The sequence below is a fragment of the Arthrobacter crystallopoietes genome (genome assembly GCF_002849715.1).
In the GTDB taxonomy this organism is placed as follows: Bacteria; Actinomycetota; Actinomycetes; order Actinomycetales; family Micrococcaceae; genus Crystallibacter; species Crystallibacter crystallopoietes.
Genome location: NZ_CP018863.1, coordinates 2,377,846 through 2,403,142 on the forward strand (window position 1 = coordinate 2,377,846; position 25,297 = coordinate 2,403,142).

At 64.7% G+C, this 25,297-nt stretch carries 20 protein-coding genes and 2 riboswitches; of the genes, 8 read left to right on the forward strand and 12 right to left on the reverse strand.

Going from position 1 to position 25,297, the window contains the following annotated elements:
• Positions 1 to 181 precede the first annotated feature (181 nt).
• Entirely contained in the window at positions 182 to 805 is a 624-nt protein-coding gene (locus AC20117_RS11110) for a CE1759 family FMN reductase (protein ID WP_101632718.1), read from the forward strand.
• 90 nt (positions 806 to 895) lie between these two features.
• On the opposite strand, the gene AC20117_RS11115 is transcribed toward AC20117_RS11110, so the two are convergent.
• The 3 genes from AC20117_RS11115 to AC20117_RS11125 all read right to left on the reverse strand — a co-directional run bounded on the left by AC20117_RS11115 (position 896) and on the right by AC20117_RS11125 (position 5,409).
• Positions 896 to 1,318, reverse strand: coding sequence for a pyridoxamine 5'-phosphate oxidase family protein (locus tag AC20117_RS11115; protein ID WP_074699678.1), 423 nt, complete (start codon positions 1,316 to 1,318; stop codon positions 896 to 898).
• Between the two features lie 72 nt (positions 1,319 to 1,390).
• Positions 1,391 to 4,954, reverse strand: coding sequence for a TM0106 family RecB-like putative nuclease (locus AC20117_RS11120; protein ID WP_074699677.1), 3,564 nt, complete (start codon positions 4,952 to 4,954; stop codon positions 1,391 to 1,393).
• A 128-nt stretch (positions 4,955 to 5,082) separates the two neighbouring features.
• Positions 5,083 to 5,409, reverse strand: a complete 327-nt coding sequence (locus AC20117_RS11125) for a hypothetical protein (protein WP_074699676.1) — start codon at positions 5,407 to 5,409, stop codon at positions 5,083 to 5,085.
• Between the two features lie 10 nt (positions 5,410 to 5,419).
• A riboswitch (SAM riboswitch) is annotated at positions 5,420 to 5,587 on the reverse strand.
• A gap of 164 nt (positions 5,588 to 5,751) precedes the next feature.
• Positions 5,752 to 5,874, forward strand: a riboswitch (SAM riboswitch).
• Between the two features lie 28 nt (positions 5,875 to 5,902).
• Here AC20117_RS11125 and AC20117_RS23290 point away from each other — a divergent pair.
• From AC20117_RS23290 to AC20117_RS11135, 3 genes are read left to right on the forward strand one after another with little or no spacing between them, the layout of a single operon-like run.
• On the forward strand, positions 5,903 to 6,067 hold the full coding sequence (locus AC20117_RS23290) for a hypothetical protein (protein ID WP_158300454.1): 165 nt from the start codon (positions 5,903 to 5,905) through the stop codon (positions 6,065 to 6,067).
• Positions 6,064 to 6,525 carry a PIN domain-containing protein gene (locus tag AC20117_RS11130; RefSeq protein ID WP_083339610.1) on the forward strand — a complete coding sequence of 154 codons (462 nt, stop codon included), beginning with the start codon at positions 6,064 to 6,066 and terminating at the stop codon, positions 6,523 to 6,525. The genes AC20117_RS23290 and AC20117_RS11130 overlap by 4 nt, the downstream gene beginning before the upstream one ends.
• Positions 6,526 to 6,577: 52 nt before the next feature.
• Positions 6,578 to 7,498: a LysR substrate-binding domain-containing protein gene (locus tag AC20117_RS11135; protein ID WP_074699675.1), complete on the forward strand. Its 921-nt coding sequence runs from the start codon at positions 6,578 to 6,580 to the stop codon at positions 7,496 to 7,498.
• A gap of 130 nt (positions 7,499 to 7,628) precedes the next feature.
• Here the strand turns inward: AC20117_RS11135 and AC20117_RS11140 are convergent, their stop codons facing one another.
• From AC20117_RS11140 to AC20117_RS11150, 3 genes are all read right to left on the reverse strand, one after another.
• Positions 7,629 to 8,954: an MFS transporter gene (locus tag AC20117_RS11140; protein ID WP_236777274.1), complete on the reverse strand. Its 1,326-nt coding sequence runs from the start codon at positions 8,952 to 8,954 to the stop codon at positions 7,629 to 7,631.
• 11 nt (positions 8,955 to 8,965) lie between these two features.
• Positions 8,966 to 10,024 carry an MBL fold metallo-hydrolase gene (locus AC20117_RS11145; protein WP_074699673.1) on the reverse strand — a complete coding sequence of 353 codons (1,059 nt, stop codon included), beginning with the start codon at positions 10,022 to 10,024 and terminating at the stop codon, positions 8,966 to 8,968.
• A 157-nt stretch (positions 10,025 to 10,181) separates the two neighbouring features.
• The gene (locus AC20117_RS11150) at positions 10,182 to 11,021 is read right to left on the reverse strand and encodes a DMT family transporter (protein ID WP_074699672.1); all 840 of its coding nucleotides are present in this window, start codon (positions 11,019 to 11,021) and stop codon (positions 10,182 to 10,184) included.
• A gap of 194 nt (positions 11,022 to 11,215) precedes the next feature.
• Between AC20117_RS11150 and AC20117_RS11155 the strand changes: the two genes are divergently transcribed.
• Together AC20117_RS11155 and AC20117_RS11160 are read left to right on the forward strand one after the other, a co-directional pair.
• Positions 11,216 to 12,427: an amidohydrolase gene (locus tag AC20117_RS11155; protein WP_074699671.1), complete on the forward strand. Its 1,212-nt coding sequence runs from the start codon at positions 11,216 to 11,218 to the stop codon at positions 12,425 to 12,427.
• Between the two features lie 133 nt (positions 12,428 to 12,560).
• The gene (locus AC20117_RS11160) at positions 12,561 to 12,839 is read left to right on the forward strand and encodes a YchJ family protein (protein WP_418202254.1); all 279 of its coding nucleotides are present in this window, start codon (positions 12,561 to 12,563) and stop codon (positions 12,837 to 12,839) included.
• Here the strand turns inward: AC20117_RS11160 and AC20117_RS11165 are convergent.
• Both AC20117_RS11165 and AC20117_RS11170 read right to left on the reverse strand, forming a co-directional pair.
• Positions 12,836 to 16,192: a DEAD/DEAH box helicase gene (locus AC20117_RS11165; protein WP_158300455.1), complete on the reverse strand. Its 3,357-nt coding sequence runs from the start codon at positions 16,190 to 16,192 to the stop codon at positions 12,836 to 12,838. The genes AC20117_RS11160 and AC20117_RS11165 overlap by 4 nt on opposite strands.
• A gap of 76 nt (positions 16,193 to 16,268) precedes the next feature.
• On the reverse strand, positions 16,269 to 17,489 hold the full coding sequence (locus AC20117_RS11170; RefSeq protein ID WP_083339609.1) for a glucose-1-phosphate adenylyltransferase family protein: 1,221 nt from the start codon (positions 17,487 to 17,489) through the stop codon (positions 16,269 to 16,271).
• 150 nt (positions 17,490 to 17,639) lie between these two features.
• Between AC20117_RS11170 and AC20117_RS11175 the strand changes: the two genes are divergently transcribed.
• Positions 17,640 to 18,062 (forward strand): hypothetical protein, encoded by a 423-nt coding sequence (locus tag AC20117_RS11175; protein ID WP_074699668.1) that lies wholly within the window; start codon positions 17,640 to 17,642, stop codon positions 18,060 to 18,062.
• A gap of 63 nt (positions 18,063 to 18,125) precedes the next feature.
• Here AC20117_RS11175 and AC20117_RS11180 read toward each other — a convergent pair whose 3' ends face one another.
• Genes AC20117_RS11180 through AC20117_RS11195 form a run of 4 tightly spaced genes read right to left on the reverse strand, consistent with a single transcriptional unit; the run spans position 18,126 to position 23,546 of the window.
• A complete protein-coding gene (locus tag AC20117_RS11180) occupies positions 18,126 to 20,072 on the reverse strand; it encodes an IucA/IucC family protein (protein ID WP_083339608.1) in 1,947 nt (648 codons plus the stop codon).
• Complete coding sequence (locus AC20117_RS11185; RefSeq protein WP_074699667.1) at positions 20,069 to 20,602, reverse strand: GNAT family N-acetyltransferase; 534 nt, start codon at positions 20,600 to 20,602, stop codon at positions 20,069 to 20,071. Before AC20117_RS11185 ends, AC20117_RS11180 begins: the two co-directional genes overlap by 4 nt.
• The gene (locus AC20117_RS11190) at positions 20,599 to 22,002 is read right to left on the reverse strand and encodes a lysine N(6)-hydroxylase/L-ornithine N(5)-oxygenase family protein (protein WP_074699666.1); all 1,404 of its coding nucleotides are present in this window, start codon (positions 22,000 to 22,002) and stop codon (positions 20,599 to 20,601) included. The genes AC20117_RS11185 and AC20117_RS11190 overlap by 4 nt, the downstream gene beginning before the upstream one ends.
• A complete protein-coding gene (locus AC20117_RS11195) occupies positions 21,999 to 23,546 on the reverse strand; it encodes a pyridoxal phosphate-dependent decarboxylase family protein (protein WP_074699665.1) in 1,548 nt (515 codons plus the stop codon). Before AC20117_RS11195 ends, AC20117_RS11190 begins: the two co-directional genes overlap by 4 nt.
• Positions 23,547 to 23,919: 373 nt before the next feature.
• On the opposite strand from AC20117_RS11195, the gene AC20117_RS11200 reads away from it, so the two are divergent.
• Entirely contained in the window at positions 23,920 to 25,230 is a 1,311-nt protein-coding gene (locus AC20117_RS11200; protein WP_074699664.1) for an Nramp family divalent metal transporter, read from the forward strand.
• The last annotated feature ends 67 nt before the right edge of the window (positions 25,231 to 25,297 follow it).

Consider the following 25,297-nt stretch of genomic DNA (forward strand, 5'->3'; position numbering starts at 1 on the left):
GTCCTCCTGGCGGGAGAAGGCCCTTGCCGGGGGTCTTGTCGGATGGTGGTCATCCCAGTGTGGCACCGTTTTTATGCGCGCAACAGGAATAGCATCCCTCCGGCAGGAATAAACCGGCAGCGTCCCCAGTTGTGGATATAGATGCAATCGCATGAACAATGAAGACATGAAGGAGAAACCGGTGTCAGAGCGCAAAATCGTGGTGTTGTCCGCAGGGCTGGGCGTACCGTCTTCCAGCCGGCTGCTGGCGGATCAGCTGGCAAAATCCACCGCTGATCGGTTCCGGGAAGGGGGAGCCGAGACCTCGGTGAAGACCTTCGAGCTGCGTGAGTACGCCGTGGATATCGCTAACAACATGGTGGCAGGCTATGCCGCGCCTCGGCTCCAGGAGCTGATCGATGCTGTCACCGCGGCAGATGCGCTGATCGCTGTCACGCCGGTCTTCAGTGCCTCCTACAGCGGCCTCTTCAAGTCCTTCTTCGATGTCATCGACAAGGATGCACTGGCCGGCAAGCCGGTACTCGTTGGCGCGACCGGCGGCACCGCGCGCCATTCGCTCGCGCTGGACTACGCCATCCGCCCGCTCTTCAGCTACCTGCGCGCACGCACCACCCAGACCGTGGTGTTCGCAGCACCCGAAGACTGGGGCGGCGCGGAGGAGGCTGGCGGCGGCATCGCCCGCCGGGCAGGCCGTGCAGCGGCGGAGCTGGTGGCGCTGGTCCAGGACGTACCTTCCGAGGAACAAGGCCGCGGCGGCATCGAGTCGCTGAGTTTTGAGGAAATCCTGGCCAACGTCGGTCGCTGACCTCGGCTGTCCCGAAGACGTCGAGGTGCGGCAAGCTAACAACGGCGGCAGGATGCCCGGGCGAAACGCGCCGGGGCAGCCTGCCTGTCATTAGCGCTCCGGCTGGTCGCCCAGAATGAAGTGGCGGCCGCTGAGCTGCACTGGCTTGAGCTCAATGTAGAAATCCTTGAGCGTGGGGATCCAGGACTTCAGCCCGAGCTTTTCGGCGGCCTCGATTTCATCGCCGGACTGCAGCACCCGTGCGGTTCCTTTGATCACTACGCTCCATGCCTCATCGCTGGCGATTCCGTCCGTCTCGAACACGACGTTCTCGTTGATCGTGACTTCAGCCAGCTTGGTGCCTGGTGCGCTGCGCATCAGCAGCCTGCCGTCGTGGGCGAGGTAATTGATGGGGAAGATGTCTGTCTCCCCGGCGGCGGTCAGGACAATGCGGCCGTGTTTGGTGTTTTCCAGCAGTTTCCAAGATTGCTCGTCGGTGAGTTCTAGGACCGGTTCATCGTGTTGGAACATCATGCACCCATTCTTCTACACGGCGTAGAAAGAGGGAATGGTTTTATCGTCCGCGATCACAGCCCCAGATGAGGACTAATCCGGCAGGCACAGTCCAATGAAGGCGCCCAACTCTTCAAGTCCTTCCGGCTTGCTAGGGAGATAGCTGGTCAGTTCCCGGGAACGGACGACGACGGCCCGCCACTGCCCGCGGGAAACAGCTACATTGGTCCGATTGCGGTTGAGCACGAACTCCATTCCGCGCGGCGCTTCGGACGGTGCCGATACTGCCGTCGACACGATCACCACCGGCGCTTCCTGGCCCTGGAACTTGTCCACGGTTCCCACCCGGACACCGCCCAGTCCGGCTGACTCAAGCCGGTGCCGGATCAGTTGGACCTGGGCGTTGTACGGCGCCACCACCAGGATGTCACCGGCGCCCAGCGGCCGGGTCGTGCCGCCGTCCGTCCACTGCAGACCGAGATGCCGATGGACCTGCCGGAGAACTTCAGCGGCTTCCTCGGCCGATGAGGTCGAATTTCCCTGGTGCTCCAGCAGGATGCATTCCACTCCCGCTGGCACGCCCTGCAGCCGGCGCCCGTCCGCCGCCGGTGCACTATGCAGGCGGCCTTCATAGGCGAGCCGCGAGACTGCGGCACACAAAGCCGGGTGCATCCGCCACGTCAGCGCGAGGAAATAGCCCAGCTCGGGCGGCAGTGTGGCGTGACCGGCCGACAGCCAGCCCAGCGCGGACGTATCCACCGGTTCCGGGTGGGTGGCCTGGGTGACCTGCGGCAACTGCTGCGGATCTCCCAGCAGGAGCAGGCGCCGGGTGGCACGGGAGACGGCCAGGGTGTTGGCCAGCGAAAACTGTCCGGCTTCGTCGATAACCAGCAAATCCAGCGACCCTGGCGGAACTTTGCTGCCGGTCATCGTCCAGGCTGTGCCGCCGACAAGCGTCCCGCCCGGTTCCGTGAGCAACCGTTCCACGTCGGCGTCCGTGCGGTTCCGCCACGGGACGTTCTCCCCATTGAGCTTCTTGGCCACACGCTCCAGCGGGACGCGGCCCTTCTCCACCGCCGCCTTCATCATGTTTTCCACGACCGCGTGGGACTGTCCGACCACGCCAACCTTCCAGCCCTGCGCCACCAGGCGGCCGATGACATGGGCGCCAATATGCGTTTTGCCGGAGCCGGGCGGCCCTTGCACCGCCAGGTAGGAACGATCCAATGCCTGGACGGCGGTGGTGATCGCATCGATGTAGCCGTCCGGCTCCTGTCCAACGACCGGCAGCGACGCCAGGTTGCGCAGCCGAGGCGGAACCCTGCGGAGCAGATCGAGTGCCGGATGCGGCGGAAGCTGAGGCAACCCGCCGCTCACGAGTCCGGCAAGGTCCGCCAGTGCTTGCTTCAGCGACGTGGTGGCCGGCGGCTGGTTCGGCGACAGTGCCATCGGCAGCTGGTCATACGGATCCGCCTTGGACGGCAGCCGCTCCTGGACCAGCAGGACATCCTTGTCGCCGGCCGCATCCAAATCGATGACCTGCGTTTCAAAGCAGTAGCTGCGCTGGTCGACGCCGGTGTCCTTGGCCTGCAGGAAGTCCGGAAACGGCCGGTCGTAGAGCCGGCACAGCGAGGTGCCTTCCTTGATGGTCGAGCCGGGGGCCAGTGTTCCGGTCAGCCGGAGAACGCGGACACGATTCCGCTTCCCCGGCGGCACGGCCCACTCCTCAACAACCTCCGCGTCCTGCACGATGAACACGTCCCTCGTGTCGGCCCAGTCCGGCACCGGCGCGTTCAGCCGGTCGAAATGGCTCCACCAGAACTGCTTGTCCTCGCGCCGGTGGTAACCGACCGCCGCGGCAACCATGGCGATGGCCTGGTCATCATCGGACAGTGGCTTACCCGTATGGGCGGCCTTTTCCGCTGCGGCGGCCACGTGGTCCAGCAGCCGTTGTTCGTTCTGGGACGGCTCGTCCGAAACCTCGGGTGCCTTCCCGCCGTCGGCTGCGGCGGCACCATCAGCCGTCGAGCCGGGCTGGATGCCCCGTTCGGCCGCCAGCTTGAGCAGCCAGTTGCGCAGTTCGAGGGTGGAGACGCAGTCGTATTCGTTGTAGTCGCTGATTCCCGCGAGGATCTTCGCCGCCTCATCGGCCCGGCCGGCATCACGTGCCTCGCAGTAATGGGCATAGGCCACCACCGAGCCCCCGGCGTCCGTCACATCTCCGCTGCGCAGGTTGCTACCCATGTACAGCGGCTCGAGCTTCTTGATGCTGTAGGAGTTCTCCGAGATCCGCAGGCTGTTGCGCACCGTATCGTAGAGGTCGACCAGCACGCCTTCGCGCAGCAGCCCGTCCACGGCGTCCTCGCCCAGGACATGCTGCAGCGACAGCCGGCGCAGGGCCGCCTTTTCATAGTTGGCGTAGTGGTAGATGTGCAGGTCCGGATACCGTTCGCGCCGCTGCGCCACGTAATCCAGGAAACTGGCCAGGGCCCGGCCTTCCTCCGCACGGCTGTGCGCCCAGAACGGCAGGAACGGCGGCTTGTCCCGCGGCGAGACCGGGTTCTCCACCACGCCGAACAGGTACTCAAGGCCCCAGACGCCGGCGGCATCCTGCCAGAGCGGATCCCCCTCGAAGTCGAAGAAAATGTCACCCTCGCTGGGGCGGGGGAGCGCGGCCAGGGCGTTCTGCTCCAAGACCCTGTAGGCGACCTTATGGGGTTCGCCGTCTTTGTCCGTGAACTCGACCGATCCGTCCGGCTCCTGGACACCGGTCTGCATCCGCGCCTGGTCCCGCAGCCTGGCCAACGTCCCGCCGGAACCTTCGCCCGCTGGCAGCGGCATGGCGGCGAAATCGTCGATGGTGCGGATCCCGTCTGCCATCAGTTGCCGCCGGCGGGTGGTGCTCATGTGCGAAACCATCAGCAGGTCCCGGTGCAGTTTGACCTGCTCCGAGCAGTAATCGCAGCGGCCGCAGGCCGTATAGCGTTCGTCATTCCAGGCCACCGCATCCGGCTGCCCGCGGTGCTGGCCGGTGATGGCCAGGAACCGGGCCCGGCGTTCCTTGAAGGCGGGCAGGATGTCCGTCAGGCTGTGGTTGCTGTGCACGCCGTTTCCCAGCACCAGCGTGACCGTGGGGGAGGGCGTGATTCCGGCTTTGGCGAGCTGGTCGCCGTAGGCGGCAAGCTGCAGCAGGGCGGTCACCTTGGCGTGGCGGGCCAGCTTGGTGTCATACACCGCGTAACGCAACGTCCCGCCGTCGTTCTCCTTCACGAGGAAATCCGAGCGGCCGTGGAAGGTGCCGTCAAAAAAGGATGCCTGGAACACAACGTCCGCCCCGGTCTCCAGGGCTGCAATGGATTCGGCATGCTTGGCGGTGAGCTCCGGGCGGGTGTAGCCGGTGGTTTCGGCAATCTCCACAACGCCGACCCCGAACCGGTCCTTGAATTCCTGCAGCACCCGGTGCTCATGGACATCGCCGAGCACGGCCGTCCGCTCCAGCATCTCGTCCGGAGCGAAGACGGCCTTGGGCGTGCGGCCCAGCTTCTCGTCCAGCTTCCGCAGCAGCTGGTACTCGCAGCCGGCGGCGACCACCAGGTCACTGGCAGTGAAGACCAGCTCCGGTTCGGCACCGGCTGATTCGGATTCAAGCAGGAACACAAGGCCTCCCGGGCTGACGGTGCCGCCGGCGCCGGAATCCCTGAGTTGATTTCCGGCGTCCGCGATGTTGATAGACGTAATTAACTTCTACCAGCCCGGTCTGACAACTTATGACGATATTGCGGCGGTTACCTGTCCGCGGGGTCCATTTCCATCCGCACCAGCGAAAAGAAGCGGTTGCCAGCGCCGCTGCGGGTGCTGGGAATGAGCAGTTTTGCGTACTTCTCGCACCACTGGGCGGTGCCGTCGGAGTCCAGGGCGGCCTTTTGTACAGCGTCGATGTCCTCTGAGTAGAACATCTTCTGTACGCCCTGCTGGCAGAACTGCACCAGGCTGAGCTCGGCTTCAATGTGGATCCGGACATCCACCCATTCGTCAAAGATGCTTTCGTCCGGAAGGCTCGCGGCCTGGTCGGTGTGGTTGCGGTCGTGTGCTGTTGAGTATGTATTCATCATTTCGTTCTCTCGATAGTTCTTGCCCGCACGGGTCCCCCTTAGAACCTCGTCGTTCTGCGAATATGCAGGCCGCTTCGTCATCCGAACCACCCACGAACATGGGGTTGGTGCGTGACCGGTCGGAGCCTTTGCAACACCACCGGCTAGCCGACTGTGTTGCCCGTCACATCTCGTGAAGCACTCCTACTATATGGTCACGGACGCAGATAGCCAAACGATTGCCCACAGGTAAACATTCGGATTGGGCAAGATGTCGCTCCAAGTCGCTGGTTCTCGTCCTGTTACACAGCATGAACAACAGTGCGTGACGCAGGTGCCAAACCCGTGGCATACTCTCAACAGCTTCAGGAACTGCGGTCGCTAAGCTCCGACTTGGCCGCATACCAACCCCACGCTCTCTGGGTGGTTCGGATGACGAAGCGGCCTGCATTCGCCGTTGGCAGATGGTGCGGGCAAGAGCACGCGAAAGGACCGGTGCCCGGCACCGTTTTTCATGACCAGTATTTCCCCTGCGCGCCAGGATCTGCGCGTAATGAGCCTCAATGACTACGAGCAAGTAGCAGCCGCCCGGGAGGATTTTGTTGATTTCCTCCTGCGCACCGGCCGCGCTGCCGCCGCCAGGTCTGCTGCCGCCGGCCCGATCAACCCGGGCTCGTGAGGGAGCAAGCCGGCCTGCTGCTTGATACGGATGTGGTGACGGAGGTGCGTAGCGCCGAGCCGCACGCCGCCGTCGTCGATTTCCTGCAGCAGCGCCGACACCTGCGCATCTTCATCTCCGCGTTGACCGTTGGGGAACTGCGAGCCGCGCACGCCCAGCAGGAAACAGCGTCAAACAACGACGACGGCCGCTGGCTTGCGGAGCTGACCAAGCGCTTTGATGGCTTCATCCTGCCGGTGGACCTGAAGGTCGCGACGGTCTGGGGGCCAATGTCCAGCCGCCCGGATGTTCCGGCGGTGGAGTCGCTGATCGCGGCCACGGCCGTCCGGTACTGCCTGACGGTGGTGTCCCGCAACGTTGCCGGCTACAGCAAGCTTGCCGTGCCGGCCATCGATCCGTGGCAAGTGGGCCGGTACGCCGTGGCGCAGACCCCGGCTCCGGACCATAAGCCCGGGTAGTTCGCTAGCCAGGGTAACTGTGGAAGCGGGCGCAACTGGATAGGCTTTCCTTATGTTCCGGTACACCTTGCGCCAGATCCAGTACTACGTGGCCGTCGCGGAGTCCGGCTCCATCAGCGGCGCCGCACAGGCCTGCCATGTGTCGCAGGCGGGAATGTCGCTGGCCATCAACGAGCTGGAAAAGGCCGTCGGGACCCAGCTGATCGTCCGGCGGAAGGCGAAAGGCATTACCCTGACCACCGCCGGGCGGGGCTTCCTGAAGGACGCGCAGGTGCTCCTGCGCGAAGCCGAGGAGATCCAGGCCCGGATCGAGGAGCGGCACGGCGAGCTGGCCGGGCCGCTGGCGATCGGCTGCTACACCACGCTCTCGGCTTTCTGGGTCCCGTTGATGACGGCGGGTTTCGCGGCACCGAATCCCAAACTGGAGCTCACCATCACCGAAGGAGCGGCCGACGAGCTGCAGCTGCAGATGCTGGAGGGCAGGCTCGACGCCGTGCTGACCCACACGCGGCATGTCACCGGCGGCGCGGAAATGCGGGTGATCAAGGAAGGCCGGCCCTATATCCTGCTGGGGGCGGAGCACCGGTTGGCCGGCCGCGCGAAGATCGCCCTGCCGGAGCTCGCCTCGGACGACATGGTGCTGCTGGACATTCCCTCGGTGCGCGATAACCAGCTGCCGAACCTGCGCGACGCCGGGCTCGACCCGAAAATTGCCTGGCGGTCGACCAGTTTTGAAGCTGTGCGCGGGATGGTGGCCCGTGGACTGGGCTATACGGTCCTGGTCCAGCGGCCTCCGCTGGATGTCAGCTACGAAGGCTTGCCGCTGGTCTGCGTTCCCATCGACGGGCATATTGGCCACAGCGACATCTGTTTCGCCTACCCGGGGCGCCAGCGGTTAAGCCGGCGCTTGACCGCGCTGATGGATTATTGCGCCCAGAGCGTCGGCGCTGGCGACGGGGCAGCGGGGCGGTAGAGCAGGGAGGAGGCCGGGCTGACCGGGCGGCTGAACCGGAAGCGGCTGAGCCGAAACGCCGCTAACCGAAACGCCGCTTAACCAAGCGGTGCCGGCTCCCGCAGGAACCGGCACCGCCGTCGTCGTACTTTTATTTCATTTCACTGCTCAGGTCCATGTTCTTGCCTTCCTTGGTGGCCAGCACACAGACGGCCGCCACAACGAAGGACAGGAGCCAGACCAGGCCGACCAGCCACAGCTCCCCGCCGGCGACGATGACCAGACCGGAGACGATCATCGGCGTGAAGCCCGCGCCGAGGGTCGAGGAAGACTGGTAGGTCAGCGAGGCGCCCGTGTAGCGCATCCGGGTGGGGAAGAGCTCGGCCACGAAGGCACCGAACGGGCCGAAGATGACGCCCTGGATGATGCCGTTGGCCAGGAACAGGCCGATGGCGAAGCCCCACAGCGTGTCGGTCTGCAGCAGCCACAGGATGGGGTAGGCCAGGACGGCGCCGGCGATCATGCCGGCCAGCATGACCGGCTTGCGGCCGTACTTATCGCTCAGGCGGGCCGCGAACCAGATGGCCACGATGGTCAGGGTGGCGCCGACGGCCTTGATGTTGAGGACCGAGGTGGTGTCCACGCCCGCTTCGATGATGTAGGAGACGGCCCACACCGTCATCAGGCCCTGCACGGTGTAGGAGCTCATGCCGGCCAGTACGCCCAGCACCAGGTTCTTCGGGTACTTGGTGACGACCTCGACGAACGGGATCTTCTTCTTTTCCGCGGTGGCTTCGAGTTCCAGGAACAGCGGTGTCTCGGCAACCTTGAGCCGGATGACCAGGCCCACGGCGATCAGCACGAGGCTCAGCAGGAACGGAATCCGCCAGCCCCAGCTCATGAACGCTTCCTCGGGCAGGGTGGAGAAGGCCGAAACGGTCAGCGTGGCCAGCACGGCGCCGGCGGGACCGCCCATATTGGCGAAGCTGGCGGCGAAACCGCGGCGCTTGGCCGGGGCGTGCTCGAGGGCAACCAGCATGGCTCCGCCCCATTCACCGCCGACGGCGAGTCCCTGGACAAGCCGCAGCAGCACCAGCAGGATGGGCGCCGCCATACCGATCTGCGCCGTGGTGGGCAGCAGGCCGATGAGCGTGGTGCCCGCACCCATCAGGGTCATGGACACGATCAGGACGGTCTTGCGGCCGATCCGGTCGCCGAAGTGGCCGAAGATCGCTCCGCCCAGCGGGCGGGCAACGTAGCCGACGGCGAGGGTGCCGAAGGACATGAACAGCCCGACGGCGGGGGAGACGTTCGCGAAGAACACCTGGTTGAAGACGATGGACGCTGCCATCGCATACAAGATGAAGTCGTAGAACTCGATGGCGCTGCCGATGAAGCTGGAGGCCAGGATACGGCGCATCTGCTTCGTGTTCAGGCTCTCCGAGATGGAGGATGCCTGGGGCTGCGGGGGAGTCATTGTATTAGCACTCATTGGACAGTGGCCATTTCTTCCAGAATACGGTCAGTGGAGTCAGTACCGAAGGGGATAACGTCAAGATCGTTCGGGACGTAGAAGCGGCCGCCGAAGTCGGCGCCGGCGCTTTCCCACACGGACACGGGCGTGGTGCCTGGTACTAAATGGTGCAGGGCCAAGGCTTTTGCCCCTGCACGGTTGGCCAGTGCGACGGCTTCAGCGGCACTGGTGTGCGATTTCTTGTGGTGGTCGATGGAGGCCTGGCCGGTGGAGTTCGCCGCCGAGCCATACGCGCGCTGCACCCAGTCAAAATCGATCGCCTCGTGGAGCAGCAGATCGGTATCTGCGGCGAGGCGGACCAGGTTGTCGCACGGTGCGGTGTCGCCGGAGATGGTGACGGAGCCATGCACGGTGTCGAACCGGAAGGCGAAGGCGGGGGCGATCGGCGGATGCTTCACCAGCGTTGCCGTCACCGTGACGTTTTCGTCCCGGTAGATCTCGAAGCCCTCCATGGCGGGAGTCGGATTTTCGTTCGGGTGGTAACCACTCGCCGTCGGGATTTGGATGTCCTCGGGTACAAAGTAGTCGAACGGCGAAGGCCGCAGCGCGTCCAGAATGCGGTCGTTCAGGTCCGTGGCGTAGGCAGCCATCAGGTGGGTGAACATCGCCTTGGTGCCGGGCGTCGGGTTCTCCGGGAAGACCGGCGAAGGTGCGACGGCGGCACGCGCGGAAACCGGGGGAAGCTCGCCGCGGTCGCCGGGGCCCATGATCTTGATCTGGTGCTGGTTCTCCTTCAGCGTGAACATGCCGAAGATCGCCAGGCTGCCCAGATCGATCGTGTGGTCCGAATGCAGGTGCGTGATGAAGATGCCGCGCAGCGAGTTGACCGGAAGCCCGGCGAGCATGAGCTGGCGTCCCACGCCATGGCCGGCGTCCACCAGGTAGGTGCTGTCGCCAACAACGACGGCGGTGGCGATCCCCGAGCGCTTCCCGGCATTCTCGCCGGTCCACCAGCGTGGGCCGCCGGCGGTGCCTAGGGTGACGACGCGTGGCGTCAGATCGGTACCGGTCATGTTGCAGAACTCCTTGTGTTGCCTATCACTTCCTATCGATAATCCGGTATCTGCAATGACCTGTAAAACTGTTTAAACCGGAGATCTAAACTGGTTTTACTTATGTGTCGAGCGGGTAACGCCGGATGATGAGGCCGGCCTGCAGTCATCGGGCCAATTAGCTCCAGGTGATGAGGCCCACGGCTGCGCCGGCGCTGAGCAACCCGACCAGCTGCCGCACGGTCAGCCGTTCCCCCAGCACGGTGATGCCCAGGACAACGGGGAGCACCGGATAGAGGGACGAGAGAACGACCGCGATGCTCATCAACTGCAGCTGGGCCGCGAGCATGTAAAGCGTGAGGGCCAGCGCCGCCATGCCTCCGGTCAGTGCGGCGGCCAGGACCGTACGCGTCCCGATGCCGCGCAGTTTGGCGCTGGACGGCCGGGCGAGCGGCAGGATGGCCAGGGCAGCGGCGACGCGGCCGGCAACAATCGGCCACAGTCCTGCTTCTGCCCCGGCCTGCGCCAGGGCGATGTACTGCAGGGCGATTCCGATGCTCGAGAACAGGGCATCGAGCGTGCCGGCAGCGCGTGAACCTTGCGGGCCGTTCTTGGTGACCGAGATCAGCCACAGTGCCGGGATGGCCAAAACGATTCCCAGCCAGGCCGGAACGGTGGGTCGGTCACCCAGGACCGTTACGCCGATGAGGACGGGAAGGGCGGTGCCGCCGACAGCGACGAAAGGAACGACGACGCTCATGCTTCCGTGGCTGAGGCCGCGGTAGAGGAACACCATGCCCATGCCCGTCCCGATGCCGGACACCGCACCCCAGATCAGGTCCGCCAGCTCGACGGACGGTGCCGGGAAGAACGGCGCGGCAGCCAGGCTGAGCAGCAGCGCACCAAACTGGCCGATGAGGGCGATCGTTGTCGGATCTGCCCACCGCGACAACAAACCGCCGACAAAGTCCGCGACGCCGTAAAAAAACGCCGAACCAAGGGCGAACAGAATTGCCACGGCTCAGGCTGTCCCTGCCGAATACTGCATGCCTCATGCAACCATCAGCAGCTGCCCGTGGCAACGGCCGGTAACTGACGGAAGCTTGTCCTGGTATCAACAGGACGGCGCCGTCGTCGTTCTTGAATGGTCCTTGAACATTGGCCGGGTGACGTTCCTCTACCGCGCATCCATCATTGTTCCTACACTGCAGTATGGGAATAGACATCCAGCAGCTGTACCGGGACCTGCATGCACACCCCGAGCTTTCCTTCCAGGAACACCGGACCGCCGGGATCGTCGCCGAGCATCTTCATGCCTTGGGCTTCACGGTGCACCCCGGCATCGGTATCACCGGTGTTGTCGGCATCCTTACCAACGGTCCGGGTGGCACCGTGCTGCTGCGGGCGGACATGGATGGCCTGCCCGTCGAAGAGGCAACAGGACTGGACTATGCCAGCACCGCCCGCGGTACTGACACGGACGGCAAGGATGTGCCGGTCATGCATGCCTGCGGCCACGACGTCCACGTCGCCTGCCTCCTTGGCGCCTTGGAAAGGCTCGTGGACGAGCGCGCAAACTGGCAAGGAACGGTCGTCGCGGTTTTCCAACCTGCCGAAGAGTCGGGCGGCGGGGCCCAGGCCATGGTTGACGCCGGGCTCTTCGACCTTGTTCCCCGCCCCGATGTGGTTCTCGGCCAGCACGTAGCACCGTTTCCCGCGGGTTGGATCGGCATCAGGCCCGGCGTCGCCATGGCCTCGGCGGATTCGATCAACATCACGATGTTCGGTGCGGGCGGCCATGGCTCCAGGCCGGAAACAACCGTCGACCCGGTGGTCATGGCGGCTGCGACAACCATGCGGCTCCAAGGGATTGTTTCGCGGGAGCTGGCGGCCGGCGATTCGGCGGTTCTCACCGTTGGGCAGCTCCACGCCGGAACCAAGAACAACATCATCCCCGCGGAAGCGACGCTGGGAATCAGCCTGCGCACCTTCGACGAGCCGGTCCGGACGAAGATGGTGAATGCCATTGAGCGGATCGTCCGAGGTGAAGCATCGGTATCAGGCGCCCTGAAAGACCCGTTGATCAGCTACGACGAACACTTCCCGCTGACCCGCAACGACGAACAGGCAACTCTTCGAACGACGGCGGCACTGGGCAACGTTTTCGGCCAGCAGATTATTGATCCTGGCCCAATCTCCGGAAGCGAAGACGTCGGGGTGCTCGCGACTGCTGCCGGGGTTCCGCTGGTTTTCTGGTTTCTCGGCGGTTCAGATCCAGCCCTGGCCGAGGCCTTGGCAGCTACCGGCAGGCTGCCTGAGGACATACCGTCGAATCACTCGCCGCATTTCGCGCCGCTCATCCGGCCGACGCTCGGCCTGGGGATCGACGCGCTCGTCGCTGCGGCACGCGAATGGCTGAATTAGCCAATGACGAAGCGGCGGGGATAATGGGCGGGTGAAATCTACACTTTGCCCCTGCCAGAGCGGGCAGGAGTATGCCGAATGCTGCGGCCGGTTCCATCGAGGTGACGCTGCGGCGGGCACAGCGGAGGAACTTATGCGGTCCCGCTATTCAGCTTTTGCTGTCGGCGCCGAAGACTACCTTCTACAGACCTGGTACGTCGAGACCAGACCCACCGCAGTGGAACTGGATCCCAAACAGAAGTGGACGGGACTGGAAATCCTCGGCACTCGCAAGGGCGGCCCGCAGGACAAGATGGGCACCGTCGAATTTACAGCCCGTTTCCGGCAGGACGGCGCCGACCACGAGCACCACGAGGTCAGTACGTTTGTGCGCGACGACAGCGGCCGCTGGGTCTACCGCGAGGCGATTTAGCCCTCGAGCAGCCCGCGGATGTCATCGGCGGTGAGTTTCGAGGAGAACATGGCGTCGTCGTCCATCACGGATGAGAAGAGCTTGGACTTGCCCTCCTTCAGGGCCATGACCTTCTCCTCGATGGTGTTCTTGGCGACCATTCGGTAGACCATCACGTTCTTGGTCTGCCCGATCCGGTGCGTCCGGTCCACCGCCTGTGCCTCGCTGGCGGGGTTCCACCAGGGATCAAGCAGGAAGCAGTAGTCCGCCTCCGTCAGGTTCAGGCCGAAGCCGCCGGCCTTGAGGCTGATCAGGAAGACGGGCGCATGCCCTTCCTTAAAGCGGTTGATGACCTCGGCCCGTCGGCGGGTGGAGCCGTCCAGGTAGGTGTACTCGACGCCCTCGACATCGAGGCGTTCGGCTGCTTTCTTGAGGAAGCTGGTGAATTGGCTGAAGATCAGTGCCCGGTGGCCTTCCGCCAGCACATCCTCGAGCTGCTCGAAGAGGACATCCAGTTTGCTCGACGGCACATTGGCGTAGTCGTCGTGGATGAGCGAAGCATCCAGGCTCAGCATGCGCAGCAGCGTCAGCGACTGGAAAATGGTGAACCGGTTCTTGTCCATGTTGTCCACTAGGCGCATGATCTTTTGCCGCTCGCGCTGCAGGTGGGTGTCGTAAATCTTCCGGTGCTTGGCGCTGAGCTCAACCTCGAGGACCTGCTCCTGCTTGGGCGGCAGGTCCGAGGCGACCGCCTCCTTGGTGCGGCGCATCATGAGCGGCCGGATCCGACGTCGTAATCTGGCCAGCAGGTCGGTGCTGCCGCTGCGTTCAATGGGCCGCTGGTATGTGTCCGCGAATTTCAGCGCCGAGGGGAACAACCCCGGGGCCGTAATCGCGAAGATCGACCACAGCTCCATCAGATTGTTTTCCATCGGTGTACCAGTGATGGAAAGCTTGAACGGAGTCTGCAGGTGGCGGGCGGCCTGGTGTGCCTTGGTGGTGCGGTTCTTCACGAACTGCGCCTCGTCAAGAATCAGCCCGGCCCACTTCTGCTCCTGGTACTCCTCGGCGTTCAGCCGGAAGATTGTGTAGGAAGTGATAACGACGTCGGCCTCTGCCACCGTTTCGGACAGCGGGAGGCGGGTTCGTGCCTGGGTGTCGGTGATCGAGGTGACGCGCAGGCCCGGAGCGAACCGGCGGGCCTCGGTCACCCAGTTGGGTACTACGGAGGTGGGGGCGACGACGAGGAACGGGCCGACGTCGTCCGTTGCGGTTTCCTTGGCGTGAAGCATCAGTGCCAAAGCCTGCAGCGTCTTGCCCAGGCCCATGTCGTCGGCGAGGACTCCGCCGAGACGGTACCGCCACAGGAAGGCCAGCCAGTTGAACCCCTCGGCCTGGTAGGGGCGCAGCTCCGCGTGCAGCCCGGCCGGCAGCGGCGTGGGTTCCACCTGGTCAAGCTTCAGCAGCCCGCTGACCGATTGCTGCCAGGCCTGCGCCTGCTCCGTGTCCTCGGCGAGCTCCTCGAACTCGGCCCACAGCCCGGCCTGGTACCGGCTGATCTGCAGTTCGCCGCTGCCGCGGTCCTGCAGGGCCATGGCCTCATCCACCAGTTCGCGCAGCTTGTCGAACACGGGCTGTTCCAGCGACAGATAGGTCTTGTCCACCAGCAGGAGTTTTTTCTGCCCCTTGGACAGCGCCTTGAAGATGTCGCCAAAGGGGATCTTGCGGCCGGCCACTGTGACCATGACGCCCAGATCGAACCAGTCGGTCTGCTCGGTTTCCACGGTGCTAATGGTCAGTTCCGGCGTCTCAGTGAGTTCGCGGTAGTCAGGCTGCTCGCCGACGACGTCCACGCGCACGCCGTCGATCTTTTCCAACCGGGGCATGGTCTCCTGGGTGAATTCCACGGCACCCATGTCCTTAACCATGGTCTCGGCCGGAATGTGCTCAACGTGCAGGATCTTGCGGACGGCAGCCTTCAACTCGGCTTCGGCTTCTGCGTCCCGGTACCCGGTTTCCTGCGGGTCTGCTTCGAGCGGCTTGCGGGCCGCCGACTCATCGCGGCCGTATTCGAAGGCCCATTCCAGCTTCAGGCTGTTCGCCTTGCCGTAGGTCGCGGTAAGGACCAGCGACGGCGGCAGGATTTCCGGCAGCTCCACGGAGGCGTCGCTGCTGGTGACGCTGATGGTGCGCTGCAGCCGGGGGTAGACCTGTTCGAGGAACTGCGGGACGTCTTCCTCGGGAACGGCGACGGCGGCAGGCCGCTGCAGCAGCTGCTGCTCGCCTGCAGTCAACTGCTTTTGCGTGGGAGCCAGCGTGATTTGGCGCAGCACGTTGTCGTAGCTGTAGGCTCCGTGGTTGCCGATGGCGCCGGCCATTTCCAGCGGCTGCGGTGTCCCGTCGATGTAGAGCGAGGGTTCCAAGGTCAGCCCGGCCTCGGGAGCCCGGGCATCAAGGCGGAGCTCGGCGTGCCGGCCGATGATGACCGCGGTATCCGCCTTGGCGCCGAGCATGGCAATACCGAGGCGCTTGGCCTCGTCAAGCAACTGCCACAGCAGCGGGCTGCTGAACTCATCCAGGTACAGCCAGTCATTGTCTTCGCCGAAATGCAGCTGGCCGCTGGCGCGGTGGAGCGGTACGAACTGTGAAAACCAGCGGTGCTGCTCGGGATCCAGACTCATCCCGAAGGTCTTGAAACTGATGGAATTCCATCGCAGGTTGTTCCTGACCCAGCGGTCTTTGTCGTTCCGGACCACCGGACGCACGCCCAGCTGGATCCGGTTGGTGGGAACGCGGCCGCTATGGCTCACGCCCGATCCGGGCCGCCATTGCTGGTGCGCCTGCAAGGTCTGGTCCCGCACTTCGAACTGCAGTCCCAACGGCATCAGACGGCTGCGTGTCTTGCGGCCGATGCTGCTGGCAGCGCGCTTCGGGGTGGACTGCGGCCCCGTTGCCAGCAACGAGTCCAGCGCCTGCTGCCACTGGGGAACGGCCGGAGAGGCCGATGCGCCGTAACCGGCAAATGGGGCGGGATCAGCGGACAGCTTGAATTCCTCGTTCGCGCGCAGATTCATCAGGTTGCCGTACAGCAGAGTGGCCGCCACGTGTTTGCAGTCGTAACCCACCGGGCAGCTGCAGGAATTATCGAGCAGGCTGTAACCGGCGTCGTGCTTCTTCTTGAGCTGGACCCGGCAGCGGTACGGAACTGCAGCCGTGCCGTTGACTCTGCTCTGCAGCACGCCGGTGTCCGGATCCCAAGTCAGGTCCTCCACGGCATTGCCCGAGGAGTAAGCCTTGCCGCGGGCAAACGCGGCACCGCCGACATGGCGGATGATCTCGCCGGCATCCACCTGCGGAAAAGAAAGTTGGGGCACATCTTCCATCTTGTCACGCACCGCCGACAGGCTGTGGCCGGGTTCGCGCACGGCTCACAGCCGAGGTGGCGCGTACCTATTTGCTGGCGCTTGTGCCGTTGCCCGGTTGGTCAGTGCTGCCGTCGGCATCGCTAGTGTCGCTGTCCGGTTCGAGTTCCGTTCCCGCGGCAACCGACAGGTTCGCCGGGACCTGGCTCCGGGCGCCGAGAACGGCGATGTCGCCGTCGTCGCCGATCTTCGCATTGCGGCCGACGACGACGCCATCGTCGGCGATGACCCGGACCAGCTGGGCATCACGCCCCACCCGGACGTTGTGCAGGAGGACCGAATCCGCAACGACGGCGCCTTCTTCCACAACGGCGCCGGGGCCGATGACGCTGCGCTGTACCGTTCCGTGAACTGCAGCTCCCGCCGCGATCAGGCTGTCCTCGATCCGCGCGCCGGCGGCAATGAACGCGGGCATCAGCTGCGGGCTGGCGGTCAGGACGGGCCATCCCGGATTATGCAGGTTGAATCCGCCGCCGTCGAGCAGCTCCATGTGCGCTTCCCAGTAGCTGGGCACCGTGCCGAGGTCGCGCCAGTACCCGTCCAGCCGGTGCTCGGCCACTACGGCTTTTTCCACTAGATGCGGGACGAGGCTGTCCCCGTAGTCCTGCAGCCCGGCCTCCGAATCTGCGAGCAGATCCATGGTGTCGAGCAGGACCTGGGCGTCGTAGAGGAATACCTCAGCGGCCACCAGTTTGCCCTGCGGTTCCTTCGGCTTGTAGTCGAATCCGTTGACCCGGCCGTCGTCGACCTGGACCACACCATAGCGGGAGGCATCGCCGTCGATCTCTGTGGTGACCATGGTCATGGCGGCGCCGGCCTGCAGGTGTGTGTCCACCAGGTCCCGGAAATCCAGCCGGTACAGGTGGTCGGCGCTGAGGACCAGGACCAGATCCGGATCGAAATCGCGGATCAGTTTGGCCTGCCGGTAGAGCGCGTCCGCGTTGCCTTCGGCGAAACCCTCGCCGTCCGCGCCCTGGTACGGCGGCAGGATCTGCAGTCCGCCGTGCGTGCGGTCAAGATCCCAGGGCCGGCCGTTGGCGATGTGGTCGTTCAGCGAATAGGGCAGGTACTGCTCCACGATCCAAACGTCCGAAATGTGGCTGTGCTTCAGATTGGACAGCGGGATGTCGATCAGGCGGTAGTGGCTGCCGAACGGGACCGAGGGTTTGGACCGCTGGTCCGTCAGCACGCCCAAGCGGCCGCCCGCCCCGCCGGCGAGAATGATTGCCAGGATACTCGGTCGTTTCATCTTCCAAGCCTACTGACTAACGTGCTTCGCCGGGCGAACGACGGCGGAGACTTACCTTTGGCGACAAGCACTGTTAGCGTGGAAATCACCGGCCGCAGGCTCTGCAACGCAGCCTGGGAACGCCGCCTGAGGATGAGAAGGAGAAGGCCAATGAGCACTGACGCCAGCAATCCGCAAGAGGATCCGACGACCGAGCCGGAGGGGACTATCCCCAACACCGAGGACGGCGTGGGCATGGGCGCCGGCGGAGAGGAAAGCACCTTCGAACCGGAAGAAACCCCGGAGGCCACTCCCGAGGACACCGGGCATTCGGACAGCGGTTCTGCCGGCAGCAGCAGTTCTTCCGAGAGCGGTACCGACGACCTCAACGACGGACGGCCCGCCCCGGTAGCGCACGAGGAAAGTTCGCCGGATCTGGGTGCGCCCCAGCAGGCTTCCGCCGAGGACGCATCGGCCGATCCGGAATCAGTCGAAGTTCCGGTGGCAGGCGAACCCACGGGACCGGCAGCGGAAAAGGACCGGCAGCAGCCGGACGACCGCGGACTGACCACGGACACGTCTTCCAGCGAGTAACGGGACTCAGCAGCCGTCCGTCCGGGTGGGGCGCCGGAGGGACGGCTGCTGCTTGCTTGCGTCCTACGGACGGAAACGCGAGAGCGGGTTGGCCAGCGTCCCCTGCAACTGCAGGCTGCCGGACGGATCGGCCAGATCGAGCATCTGCTGGTTGTTGCGCAGCTGCAGCCGGTTCAAGCAGGACAGCGTGAACTCCGGCGCGAAAAGATCGTGCCGGGCGAAGGCGTCCGTGAGTTCGGGATGCTGCTCCTGGTATTCACTCACGACGGCGGCGACGGTGTGCCAGAACTGAAGCTGGTCCAGCTCGCCGTGCTCATGCAGGATCGCGGCGAGGAAACGGAAGAAGCAGTCGAAGACATCGGTGAAAATGGACAGCACTTTGTCCTGCTCCGGCACCTCGACCCGGATGCGCGCGGCCTCGGCCGGCACATGAACCGTGTCGCCCAGCAACACGATCTCTTCGCCGATGTCCTTCATGATGGCGCGCACCGGGACGCCGTCCTGCAGCACCAGGATCAGGTTTTCGCCATGCGGCATGAAGACCAATTCGTAACGGTAGAAGCAGTGCAGGACCGGAACCAGGTACGCCCGCAGGTAGCGGGTCAGCCAGACTGTCGGAGACAGGCCTGAGCGGCGGATCAAAGCGGCGGCCATCGGCTGGCCGTCCGCATCCAGATGGAGCAGCGACGCCATGGTGGCTAACTGTTCTCCCGGTGCCAGCGAGGGCATCGGACTCTCCCGCCACAGCGCCGAAAGCATCTTGCGGTGCCCGGAGCCTGCGGGCGAGCCGGCCTCGAAATAGCGGTTGCGGTAGCCCATGGCAGCGGTTTCGCGCAGGATGCTGAAGCTAAGGTCCTGCAGAGTTCCATCCGACTGGAGAAGGCGGTAGACCCAGTCGTTGATGGCGGGTGTGCTCTCCATGTAGTCGGGTGAGAGCCCGCGCATGAAGCCCATGTTCAGGACCGAGAGTGCCGTTTTGACGTAGCACTTGGTCCCGGCACTGCGGTTGAAGAACGTGCGGATCGACTGTTGTGCCTGGTAGAGATTCTCGCCGGGCCCCAGATAGACAATGTGCTGCCGGGCGATCTCGGCGGCGAAGGTGACCGTCAGTTTGTTCTCCCACTGCCAGGGATGGACCGGCATCAGCAGGTAGTCCTCCGGCGGCAGGCCACGGGAGGTCAGCTCGGCGTCGTAGACGGCCAGGGCCGCTGCACCGAGCTCGGCCTCCATATGCTCCCGGTAGCCCAGTCCGTCTATCGCGTGGAACGCCGCATGGTCCCGGTGCACGGCAATCCACGCCAGGCGCACACTGCTGCCGGTTTCGGGTGCGTACGCGAGATAGTCGTGCAGGCCGAAACCGAGCCGGCCGTTGTTCGCGACGAAACAGGGATGCCCCTCGGACATGGACCGCTCGATGGCCTGGAAGTCCGCGGCGGGATCTGCCCCGCGCGTGACACCCTGAGCCAGCGCCGTGGAATCCGGGGCACCCGGGCGGGTCGCCGGACCCGCTGCAGTATCCCCGGCGGGATCCGCGGCCGGGCCGGAATTCTTGTAGGCATGTCCGGACAGCGTGCTGCTGATCTCCTCCAGATAGACCGGCAGCATGGCCTCGTTGATGCCGAGGGTCCGGCGGAACTCGGTGATGAAGTCGAGGGCATCGAGGGGCCGCTCCGCTCCGTCGATCACGCGGTGGATACTGGCAGCGGGGATCAGCCAGTGGCCCAGCTCCAGCAGTTCGGCGGCGAAGAGATACTGCACCCGCCCGTCGTCGGAGACCAGCCGGTAGGCGCCGCCGCCGCGGGGTTCGGGTATGAAGATCCGCTCGTGCGAGAACTCGGACAGGGCTTTCCGGACCAGATGGCGGTTCGCCGCGGCCCAGCGGGCCGGTGTCAGATGGACAGGCTCACCAGCGGTGGGCCCGGGGGTCGTGACGTTCTCCCAGGCACCGGGGTGAAATGCGGCGTCGTGGGTTGGCAGGGGAGCGGGGCGGGAATCGGCTGCGGTAGTCATGATCGGACTCCTTCGATGGCTTGGCTGAATTGTTCGTGGGTGCAGAAACTGAGCAGGGCGTCCTTGTCCGGAAGGGTGAGGACCCGGTCCTGCCGGAAACCCATGCGGGCGTTGAGGGCGAGGATCTTGGCATTGCGCACGTCCGGCTCGACCACCACCCGTTCGGTTCCGGGCCGCTCGAAGAGGAACTGCATAACGCTGCGGAAGACGGCCGCGGTGTAGCCGGTGCGCGGAACCTCCGGCGGCCCGACCAGCAGATGCATGCCGACGTCGCCGGGTAGCACGTCGTAGCGGCCGGCCAGTGGTGAGTGCAGCGGGTCGTAGCATTCGAGCAGGAAGGCGGGGACACCGCCGTCGCACCCTAGCCAGGCTTCGTGGTGCGGATCGGCGGCAATCTTCGTGTGCTCGTCGGCGACGTCGCCGACGGTGGCGTCCAGCATGTCCCAGAAACGTGCGTATTCCTGCGTGACCCAACTGTGCAGGACGGGTGCGTGAGCAGTGGGATCAACGGGCTCAAAGGTGAAGTTCACAGCGCCACCTCGGCCGCCAGCGGAGCAGCCAGCGGAGCACTCAGTGGAGCGGCCGGGACGGCGACATCGGCCGGTGCCGCCTCAGGCTGAAGGCCGGACGCAGCGGCCGGGGGAACACCGAACTCCTGGAACGCGATGCGCCGCTCCACCGGGTAGTACTCCCAGCCGAGCATCTCGCGGATGATGCAGGAATTCCGGTACGCGGCCATGCCCAGATCCGGCGTGACGAAGCCGTGCGTGTGCAGTTCCGCATTCTGCACGAAAATCTCGCCGGGCTCGACGCCGATGCCGTAGCCGCGGTCCACGTCGAACCTGCCCTGCCCATCCCGGCGGATCCGCCGCTCAATACCGGCCAGGAAATCCGGTTCCCGGTAGGTATAGCCGGTGCCAAGAACGACGGCGGCGCTTGCCACTGTGAATCTCCGGCCCTGTTCGAGGTGGTGCAGTTCGAGCGTGTGGAGTCCGGTAGCCGGGTTGTAATCCGCCGCTTCCAGTGCGGAGTTGGTCAGCAGCCGGGTGCGCACTGGGCCCGCCAGGCTCTTGGTGTAGAGCAGGTCGTAGATGTCGTTGACCAGCGCGCCGTCGATGCCCTTGTACAGATTGTGCTGGTTGGCATTGAGGCCGGAACGGGTTTCCGGCGGCAGGGCGTGGAAGTAGTCCACGTAGTCCGGGGAGGTCATTTCCAAGGTCAGCTTGCTGTACTCGAGCGGGAAGAACCGGCCCGAGCGGGTGACCCAGTTCAGCTCATAGCCGCAGGTATCGATGTCCTGCAGCAGGTCGTAATACAGCTCGGCGGCGCTCTGGCCGCTGCCGACGATGGTGATGCTGGCGCTGTCCTGCAGTTCGCGTTTGCGCTCCGCGTACTGCGAGTTGTGCAGCGCGGTTCCGCCGGAGGCGAGGATGCCGCGGCAGGACTCCGGGACAAAGGGCGCCGTCCCGGTTCCCAGCACCAGCCGGCGGGCGCGGCTGACGGTTTCCCCGCCGCTGCGGGCGTTGCGCGAGCGGACTTCGTAAACGCCGTCGTCATAGCCGACGTGGATCACGCGCTCGCCGAACCGGACGTTGGGCAGCTTGGCCGCCACCCACTGACAGTACTGGTTGAATTCCGCGCGGAGGGGGTAGAAGTTTTCGCGGATGTAGAACGGATACAGCCGTCCGGTGTCCTTCAGATAATTCAGGAAGGAGTACGACGACGTGGGGTCGGCGAGGGTGACCAGGTCGGCCAGGAACGGCACCTGCAGATGGGCATCCTGGAGCAGCATGCCGGGATGCCAATCGAAGCCGGGGCGGGCGTCGAGGAACAGGCCGTCGAGCTCGGGGATGGGTTCCGTGAGCGCGGCCAGGCCCAGGTTGAAGGGACCGACGCCGATGGCAATGAAGTCGTGGATTTTGGTGTTCATGCACGCACTCCCGCCAGGTAGCCGGCGCCGATGCTCCGGACCAGGGTGAGGATCTCCTGCAGGTCTTCCAGCGTGGTCTCCGCGTTGAGCAGGGTGAACTTCAGGTAGTGCCGGCCATCAACCTTGGTCCCGGCAATGACCGCTTTGCCCGAAGCGAAGATGGCCTGGCGGATGTGGAGGTTGAGGGCGTCTGCCGTTTCTCCGTCGAGGCCTTCCGGAGCCTGCGGCAGGTAGCGGAAGACCAAGGTGCTCAGCTGGGCAGGGGCGGCGAGCTCGAAGTCCGGGTCGTGTGCCAGCAGTTCGCCGGTCTGCCGGGCGAGGTCGATCGACTCATCCAGCAAGGCACCGATACCGTCCGGTCCCATGATGCGCAGGGTCAGCCAGAGCTTGAGCGCGTCGAAGCGGCGGGTGGTCTGGATACTCTTGTCCACTTGATTGAGGGACGCTGCGCCGGCCGCGCTCTGCGGGTTCAGATAATCCGCGTAGTAGGCCACGTGCCCCAGCATGGCGCCGTCGCGCACAAGGATGGCGCTTGAGCTAACCGGCTGGAAGAAGGTCTTGTGGTAATCCACCGTGACCGAGTCCGCGGCCCCGATCCCGTCCAGCAAGTGCCTGTGCCGCAGCGAGGTGAGGAGTCCGCCGCCATAGGCCGCGTCGACGTGGAGCCACGCGCCGAACTCCTCTGCCAGCGTTGACAGGGCGGCGAGGGGATCGATACTGCCGAAGTCGGTGGTACCCGCCGTTGCCACGATGGCCAGCGGGACCTCGCCCCGGGCACGGCTGGCCGCAAGCGCCTCTTTCAAGGCAGCCGGGTCCATCCGCTGGTGAGCGTCGCACCCAACCTGGATGACGCCGTCGTACCCCAGACCCAGGAGCGAGGCGGACTTTTCGATGCTGAAATGGCTGGCCTCGGAGGCGAAAATCCGCAGCCTGTCCAGCAGGCCGGGCAGGCGCTCGGAGGCAAGGGCCGGATCTTGCCGAAGCCGGCTGACGGCATGGTTGCGGGCGATCAGCAGGGCCTGCAAGTTGGACTGCGTGCCGCCGCTGGTGAACACGCCATCGGCCGCCGGTCCCAGCGCCAACCGGCCGGCAGTCCAGTCGATCAAGCGGCGTTCCATCAGTGTGGCGCCGGCGCTCTGGTCCCAGGTGTCCAGCGAGGAATTCACCGCCGCGAGGACGGCCTCACCCACGAGCGCGGGGATAACCACCGGGCAGTTCAGGTGGGCCGCGTACTTGCTGTCGTGGAAGTAGACGGCGTCGCGAAGGTAGAGGGCTTCGAGCTCTTCCAGCGCAGCGGCAGTGTCTGCCAGCGGGGCTTCCAGATCGACGGCCTCCACCACGGGAGCCAGCTGTGCCGGCGCGATTCCGGTGAACGGCCTGTCGACGCGGGAAACCTTTGTAGCAACGAGATTGACTGCCTGCAGCACATCGGCCACATAGCGCGGGGAATTGCGGGTGTTGAAGAGCTGGTTGCTGGCGCCGAGGGCCAGTTCAATCCGCGAGCCGAAGTCGGCCCGCTCTTCCGTTTGGGGCAGCAAAGTCATCAGCAGACTCCCTGAGGTAGCCGGGGAAAAGGAACAAAGGTAACCCTTACTTAGGCTTACCTTTGCGTCAAACTTTTGTGCCCTAATTGGTCGGGGCTGAGGAAATCTTGCGACTTAAACGTGGAATCTGCACAGTACATCTTCCGCATCAGCCTCTCCGGGTGGAGAATGCGCGCACGCGAACTGCGCCTATCGAGGGCCGGATGGAATCCGTTTGCCGACAAATTGGCCCCGCCTATCGCGCCGGCCGTCGTGCTGGCTGCGTATTACTGACTGCCCGGTCGGAAGTTGTGAAACAATACACGGGTTCCCGTGATGGCCGGCATACCGCCAGAGCCCGGGACGAAACTCCCCAAGGATAGGAAAATGGCTGATGTCAGCTGACAACAACGTGCCAACCGGAGCGGTGAACCACGCCGACCGGATTGACGACGACGGCGGAAAGCCTGCCAAATGGAAAATTGTCGGCCCCGGGCTCGTCGTTGCGGCGACCGGTGTCGGTGCCGCGGATATGGTCGCCACCCTGGTGGCCGGCTCCCAGTTCGGTTACCAGCTCTTCTGGGCTGTGATCGTCGGTGTCATCCTGAAGATCGTCCTGGTTGAAGGCGCGGGCCGTTACACGCTGGCCACAGGCAAAACCATCTTCGAAGGCTGGCGCACCCTTGGCCGCTGGACCACTTGGTACTTCGGTCCCTACATCATCATTTGGGGCTTCGTCTACGGCGCCACCGCGATGTCCTCGGCTGCCCTGCCGCTGGCTGCCTTGTTCCCGGTGTTCCCGCTCTGGGTTTGGGCGATCCTGATGGGCCTGGCCGGTTTCGCCATGGTCTGGTTCGGCAAGTACGCCACCTTCGAGAAAATCACCGCTGCGCTGGTCGGCATCATGTTCGTGACCGTTGTGGGGCTGGCAGTCATCGCGGTTCCCAACATCCCCGAAATGCTCGCGGGCCTGATCCCCTCGATCCCGGCCGAGGGCGGCCTCCTGTCCACCCTGGCCCTCGCCGGCGGCGTCGGCGGCACCATCACCCTGGCCGCTTATGGCTACTGGCTTCGTGAAAAGGGCTGGTACACGCCCAAGTGGATGCGCGTCATGCGGATCGACAACTCGGTCGCGTACATCATGACCGGCGTCTTCGTGCTGGCCATGCTCATTGTCGGGGCAGAGGTCGTCCGCTCCGCCGGAGTCTCCATCAGCGGCGGCGACGAAGGCCTGCTGGAACTGGCCGGCGTCCTCAACGAACGTTACGGCGACGTCGTCGGCACCGGCTTCCTGGTCGGCTTCTGGGCCGCCTCGTTCTCGTCGATCATCGGCGTCTGGAACGGTGTCTCGCTCATGTTCGCCGACTTCTGGGGCCACATGCGCAAGAAGGAATCCGGCCACCCGGACACCCGCGTGGGCGGCAAGTACTTCAAGTTCTACGTGCTCTGGCTGACCTTCCCGCCGATGCTGCTGTTCATCCTCGGCAAGCCCATCGGCCTGATCCTCGCCTACGGCGTGCTCGGTTCGCTGTTCATGCCGTTCCTGGCCCTGACCCTGCTCGGCCTGCTCAACGGCAAGCGCGTGCCCAAGGAATGGGCCAACAAGCTGCATACCAACATCGCCCTGGGCATCTGTGCCCTGCTGTTCGGCATCCTCGGTGTCCAGCAGCTGGTCAAGGCCATCGCCCCGATCTTCGGCGGCTGACCCCACGGGCAAAATATAGCCTGCTAAAACAACTCTGCCCTGCCGCTACTTCAATGTGCGGCAGGGC